At 66.0% G+C, this 6,194-nt stretch carries 7 protein-coding genes; 6 read left to right on the top strand and 1 reads right to left on the bottom strand.

Going from position 1 to position 6,194, the window contains the following annotated elements:
* Positions 1–186: helix-turn-helix domain-containing protein (locus tag VNW74_RS01205; protein ID WP_325674781.1), on the bottom strand; the 186-nt coding region annotated here is incomplete at its 3' end.
* A 99-nt stretch (positions 187–285) separates the two neighbouring features.
* Between VNW74_RS01205 and VNW74_RS01200 the strand changes: the two genes are divergently transcribed.
* The 6 genes from VNW74_RS01200 to VNW74_RS01175 all read left to right on the top strand — a co-directional run bounded on the left by VNW74_RS01200 (position 286) and on the right by VNW74_RS01175 (position 6,012).
* Positions 286–1,050: an SDR family oxidoreductase gene (locus VNW74_RS01200; RefSeq protein WP_325674780.1), complete on the top strand. Its 765-nt coding sequence runs from the start codon at positions 286–288 to the stop codon at positions 1,048–1,050.
* Between the two features lie 107 nt (positions 1,051–1,157).
* Positions 1,158–1,385 carry a hypothetical protein gene (locus VNW74_RS01195; protein WP_325674779.1) on the top strand — a complete coding sequence of 76 codons (228 nt, stop codon included), beginning with the start codon at positions 1,158–1,160 and terminating at the stop codon, positions 1,383–1,385.
* Positions 1,386–1,537: 152 nt separating this feature from the next.
* A complete protein-coding gene (efp, locus tag VNW74_RS01190; protein WP_325674778.1) occupies positions 1,538–2,101 on the top strand; it encodes an elongation factor P in 564 nt (187 codons plus the stop codon).
* Positions 2,098–2,580 carry a transcription antitermination factor NusB gene (gene nusB / locus VNW74_RS01185; RefSeq protein WP_325674777.1) on the top strand — a complete coding sequence of 161 codons (483 nt, stop codon included), beginning with the start codon at positions 2,098–2,100 and terminating at the stop codon, positions 2,578–2,580. Before efp ends, nusB begins: the two co-directional genes overlap by 4 nt.
* Positions 2,577–2,972: an antitermination protein NusB gene (locus VNW74_RS01180; protein WP_325674776.1), complete on the top strand. Its 396-nt coding sequence runs from the start codon at positions 2,577–2,579 to the stop codon at positions 2,970–2,972. The genes nusB and VNW74_RS01180 overlap by 4 nt, the downstream gene beginning before the upstream one ends.
* 238 nt (positions 2,973–3,210) lie before the next feature.
* Entirely contained in the window at positions 3,211–6,012 is a 2,802-nt protein-coding gene (locus VNW74_RS01175; RefSeq protein ID WP_325674783.1) for an aminotransferase class I/II-fold pyridoxal phosphate-dependent enzyme, read from the top strand.
* Positions 6,013–6,194 lie beyond the last annotated feature (182 nt).

Here is a 6,194-nt window from a genome sequence, read left to right as displayed (position 1 = left end):
GGGCTGCGGGCCACGTTGCTGCTCCAGCCGGGTGTAGTAGTCGGTCGACATCAGGGCTAGGGACGCGACCTCTTCCCGGCGCAGGCCCGGGGCCCGGCGGCGGACACCGGCGGGCAGCCCGACGTCTTCGGGCTGCAGGGCTTCCCGGCGGTGCCGCAGGAAGCCGGCCAGGGCGGCTCGGTCCATGACCCCATTATCCGCCCGCGGTGGCGGCCAACCAGGGATCGCCAGTCCCCCGATAACCGGTCTCTGCCCCAACCAGGCTGGCCGGGCCACCATTGAGGCATGAACATCTCCGGGAACACCATCTTCATCCCCGGCTCCACGAGCGGCATCGGCTTGGCCCTGGCCCTCGAACTGCAGTCCCGGGGGAACACCGTCATCATCGGCGGCCGCCGCACCGACCGGCTCAAGCAGATCGCCGCCGACCATCCCGGCCTCGGCACGGTGCAGATCGACACGGCCGATGTCGCCAGCATCGCATCGGCCGCCCGGGAGGTAACAGGCCGCTACCCGGACCTGAACGTGCTGATCCCGATGGCGGGCATCATGCAGGTGGAGGACTGGCACCGGCCCGACGGCTTCCTGGCCTCGGCTGAATCGGTCATCGCCAGCAACCTGCTCGGCCCGATCCGCCTGATCGCCGCGTTCATCGAGCACCTGCAGGGCCAGCCGGCCGCCGCCATCATCACCGTGTCCTCCGGTCTGGCGTTCACGCCGCTGGCCGCCACCCCCAGCTACAGCGCGTCCAAGGCCGCGATCCACCTGCTCAGCGAGTCGATCCGGCTGCAGTACGCGGACACGAGCGTGCAGATCATCGAGCTCGTGCCGCCGTCGGTGCGGACCGGGCTGGTACCGGGCCAGGAGGACAACGAGCAGGCCATGCCGCTGGACGAGTTCATCGCCGAGGCCGTGGGGCTGCTGGAGTCTCAGCCCGAGGCCAAGGAGATCCAGGTCGAGCGGGTGAAGTTCCTGCGCTACGGCGAAGCCCGCGGCGACTACGACCAGGTGGTGGCCGCGCTCAACGCCGCCGACCCGCACAGCAACTAAAACGAGTTTCGCTCGCGTGGAGCCGATTGCCTTCGACGAAGTGGAAAACGTCTGTGCTGCCCGGGATTTTCGGCGCTTGGTTTAGCTTGGCGTCCAGCTTGGTCGCGGTGGCAGCGCATCCGTACGTGGACGGCACCGACGCCGCGCAACTGGTCAAAGACCGTTACGCGGCCGGGATGCCAATCGAGGACGTATGCGACCCCGCAATGGTCGCCCCAACCGCCATCGACATGCGCGGATGCTACCGGCGAAGTGACCGTGGTTGGACACAGCGCCGGAACGCGCATACCGCGATCGGCGGCGACTACCTGGTCGACATCCTCCCGGCGCTCTAGTTTCGATCGGCGTGGCCAGTTGCGGCCGCGCACGCCTTTGCGCGGCCAATGCCGGCGGCGCCGGCTCGACAACGGTGCGGGTAAGCTCCGCTGGGTATCTGGTGGACTCCCACCCACGCAAAAAGTAGCTGTATCTAGGAGATGTACCGACCGTGGCATCGACTGCCGATTTCAAGAATGGCCTCGTGCTGGCGATCGACGGCCAGCTGTGGCAGATCGTCGAGTTCCAGCACGTCAAACCGGGCAAGGGTCCGGCGTTCGTACGCACCAAGCTCAAGAACGTGCTGTCGGGCAAGGTGGTCGACAAGACCTACAACGCGGGCGTGAAGGTGGAGACCGCCACCGTCGACCGGCGTGACACCACCTACCTCTACCGCGACGGCTCGGATTTCGTGTTCATGGACAGCCAGGACTACGAGCAGCACCCGCTGCCGGAGTCGCTGGTCGGCGACGCCGCCCGGTTCCTGCTCGAGGGCCTGCCGGTGCAGGTGGCCTTCCACAACGGGGCGCCGCTGTACCTCGAGCTTCCGGTAACCGTCGAACTCGTGGTCACGCACACCGAGCCGGGTCTGCAGGGCGACCGGTCCAGCGCCGGCACCAAGCCGGCGACCGTGGAGACCGGTGCGGAGCTCCAGGTGCCGTTGTTCATCAACACCGGAGACAAGCTGAAGGTGGACTCTCGCGACGGCAGCTACTTGGGACGTGTCAACGCGTGAGCCGCCCCGTTAAGGGACGGCACCAGGCCCGGAAGCGGGCCGTCGACTTGTTGTTCGAAGCCGAGGCCCGCGGGGTCACGCCGGCCGAAGCCGCCGACGCGCGTACCGCACTCGCGGAGGCCAAGCCTGATGTCGCGCACCTGAATCCGTACACGGTGACGGTGGCCCGCGGCGTGACCGAGCAGGCGGCACATATCGACGACTTGATCGCATCGCATCTGCAGGGCTGGACATTGGAGCGACTACCCGCCGTGGACCGGGCGATCCTGCGGGTCGCGGTGTGGGAGCTGCTGCATGCCGACGACGTGCCGGGGCCGGTGGCCGTCGACGAGGCGGTGGAGCTGGCCAAGGAGCTGTCGACCGACGAGTCGCCGGGCTTCGTCAACGGCGTGCTCGGCCAGGTGATGCTGGTGACGCCACAGATCCGAGCCGCCGCTGAAGCGGTCCGTGGAGCCCGCCACCCCGGCGCGGATTCATGACGCGGCTGGAGCTGCGCGTCGTCGTCGCTGCCGTGATGGCGGCGACGGTCGTGCTTGGCGCGGTGATGTGCGCAGCGTACGGGCAGGCGGTGATCGCGGCTGCGCTGGCGATCTACGCCCTGGGTGTCGGCGCCTGGCTTTATCACTCGATCGAACGCTACGTAGTGGCCCGGCGCATCAGCACGGTTCGGTCGGTGGCCAAGCCGTTCCAGCCGTTGCTTCCGGTGATGGCCGCGATCATGGGATTGACGCAGGCGGTGGTGAGATCGCTGTCCGACGTCACCGACGTGGCGCCCACCACACTGAGGCGCTGGGACCTTCCGGTTCGGCGGTGGATGGAGATCACCCGCAGCGACCGCCGGGGCGGAGATGAGGACGAGTTCGACGGCTAAGCGCCCGCCCGAACAGTCACACCTGCTCATGGGTACCGTGCGGCCGCGGTATCTGCGTTGGCCGCCCTGAGCGAAAACGGGCAGTCGCTTTCGGCGAAATCGCGCAGAGGCGGGCAATCGATGGGCTGCATGTTGCCTCCCCGCCGAGTCTGGTGTGGCGGGTGTGACATTACGGGCCTAGTCGGCCAGGGTCGACGAAATGGCCTCGCGGGCGTCCCAGGAGGGACACACTGGCGATATGGACCGCGACGGCAGGCGCCCGAGACGGCTTTGTGTGTCCGCGTTGGCGGCCGTGGCGAACCCGTCGTATTCGCGCCTCGACACCTGGAATCTGCTCGACGACGCGTGCCATCAGCTCGCCGTGGTCGACCGTGCCGGGCTGGACACCGGCCACGAGGCGGCCAGGGCGAAGCGACTGTTCAATCGCCTCGGCGCCTACGAGCGCTACTGGATCTATCCGGGGGCGGAGAATTTGGCGTCATTCCGCGAGTACCTCGACAACCTTGCCACGGTGAGCCTCGAGGAGAAGGTCTCGCTCGCGGTGCGGCTGCTGTCCGAATACGGCGACCGTGCAGCGCTGTTCGATACGTCGGCGTCGCTGGCCGATCAGGAGCTCGTGGCGCGGGCCAAAGAACAGCAGTTCTACACGGTTCTGCTCGCCGATGATTCTCCTCCCACCGCCCCCGAGGGCTTGGCGGAAAGCCTGCGGGCGCTTCGTGATCCGTCCGACGACGTGCAGTTCGAGCTGTTGGTGGTGTCCAGCGTCGAGGACGCGATCACTGCGGTCGCGTTGAACGGAGAGATCCAGGCGGCGATCATTCGCCATGACATACCGCTGCGGTCCCGTGATCGGGTTCCGTTGATGAACACGTTGCTGGGTGTCAACGACGACGTGGTGGCCACCGACCGAACCCACGACTACGTCGAATGCGGCGAGTGGATCCGCGAGTTGCGGCCAAGCATCGACCTGTACCTGCTCACCGACGAGTCGATCGCCTCCGAGGCCGAGGACCAGTCCGACGTCTACGACCGCACCTTCTACCGGCTCAACGACGTCACCGACCTGTACAGCACCGTGCTGGCGGGCATCCGAAATCGTTACACCACACCGTTTTTCGACGCACTGCGGGCTTACGCCGCACGGCCGGCGGGCCAATTTCACGCGTTGCCCGTCGCACGTGGCGCCAGCATCTTCAACTCCAAGTCACTGCAGGACATGGGGGAGTTCTACGGCCGCAACATCTTCATGGCCGAGACGTCCACGACATCCGGTGGTCTGGACTCACTGCTGGATCCGCACGGCAACATCAGGGCGGCGATGGACAAGGCTGCCAAAACCTGGAATGCCAACGAGACCTACTTCGTCACCAACGGAACATCCACCGCGAACAAGATCGTCGTGCAGGCACTCACCAGGCCCGGCGACATCGTCCTGATCGACCGCAACTGCCACAAGTCGCATCATTACGGGTTGGTGCTGGCCGGGGCCTACCCGCGCTATCTGGACGCGTACGAGCTGCAGCCGTTCGCGATCTACGGAGCGGTCTCCCTGCACACCATCAAGAAGGCGCTCCTCGATTTGGAGGCTGCCGGACAGCTGGGCCACGTACGCATGCTGCTGCTTACCAACTGCACGTTCGACGGCGTCGTGTACAACCCGCGTCGGGTGATGGAAGAGGTGCTGGCGATCAAGCCGGACATCTGCTTCCTGTGGGACGAGGCGTGGTACGCGTTCGCCACCGCGGTGCCGTGGGCGCGGCAGCGCACGGCGATGGTCGCCGCCGAGCAACTCGAGTCGATGTTGTCGTCTCCGGCCTACGCGCGGGAGTACCGGCAGTGGCGGGAGTCGATGCAAGGCGTCGACCGTGCGCAGTGGACCGAGCATCGGCTGTTGCCGGACCCGAGCTGTGCGCGGGTGCGGGTCTACGCGACACACTCCACCCACAAGTCGCTGTCGGCGCTGCGGCAGGCGTCGATGGTTCACATCCGCGACCAGGATTTCAACGCGCTCACCCGGGATGCGTTCGGTGAGGCGTTTTTGACCCACACCTCGACGTCGCCGAACCAGCAACTACTGGCATCGCTGGATTTGGCGCGTCGGCAAGTCGACATCGAGGGGTTCCAGCTGGTCCGAAATGTCTATGACATGGCGCTGGTGTTCCGTCACCGCGTCCGCAAAGACCGGCTGATCAGCAAGTGGTTTCGCATTCTCGACGAGTCCGACCTGGTGCCCGACGAGTTCCGGCTTTCAGCGGTCAGCTCCTACCGTCAGGTGCGCCAGGGTGTGCTGGCGGACTGGAACGAGGCCTGGCGGTCCGACCAGTTCGTGCTGGATCCGACGCGCGTCACCCTCTATGTCGGTCAGACCGGCATGAACGGATACGACTTCCGGGAAAAGATCCTGATGGATCGGTTCGGCATCCAGATCAACAAGACCTCGATCAACAGTGTGCTGCTGATCTTCACGATCGGAGTGACCTGGTCGAGCGTGCACTACCTGCTCGACGTGTTGCGCCGGGTGGCGACCGATTTTGACCGTAGCCAGTGCGCGGCCAGCAAGGACGACCGCGCGCTGCATGAACGTCGGGTTGAAGAGATCACGCAGGACCTCCCGCCGTTGCCCGATTTCAGTGAATTCGACGCGGCATTCCGACTCGACGACGCCTGCTCGTTCGGCGACATGCGTGCAGCGTTCTACGCCGGCTACGAAGAATCCGACCGTGAGCACGTCATGGTCGGTGAGGCCGGGCGACGGCTCGCCGAAGGCAGGGTTCTGGTGTCTACCACCTTCGTCGTGCCCTACCCGCCCGGCTTTCCGGTATTGGTTCCAGGCCAGGTGATCTCGAAGGAGATCCTGTATTTCCTTGCTCAACTCGACGTCAAGGAGATCCACGGATACAACCCGGACCTGGGGTTGTCGGTGTTCACCGACGCCGTGCTGAAACGGATTACCTCGGCGCGCCGCGCGATTGCTGCGGCAAACGGAAATGGCAACGCGTCGCGGGTGGCAGCCGCGTCGACGCGTGCGCTTCTCGGCTAACGCACGCTACCGCTGGTCGGGGTGTGCTTGATGCGGGTTTTGCTCACCGGGATCGGAAACTGAACGCATCGCGGCAGGTGGCGCAATGGCCGGTACGCTGCGGCTTTCGGCTGGTAGCCGCGGGGTGGCAAGCGGCGCAATGCATCGCGCTCCGCCGCGGTCGTTACCCGGCTGGCCTGGGC

The sequence above is a fragment of the Mycobacterium sp. genome (assembly GCF_035570115.1).
Lineage (GTDB): Bacteria > Actinomycetota > Actinomycetes > Mycobacteriales > Mycobacteriaceae > Mycobacterium.
The sequence above is the reverse complement of the archived record's forward strand: the minus strand, read 5'-3'. Positions and strand labels throughout refer to the sequence as shown.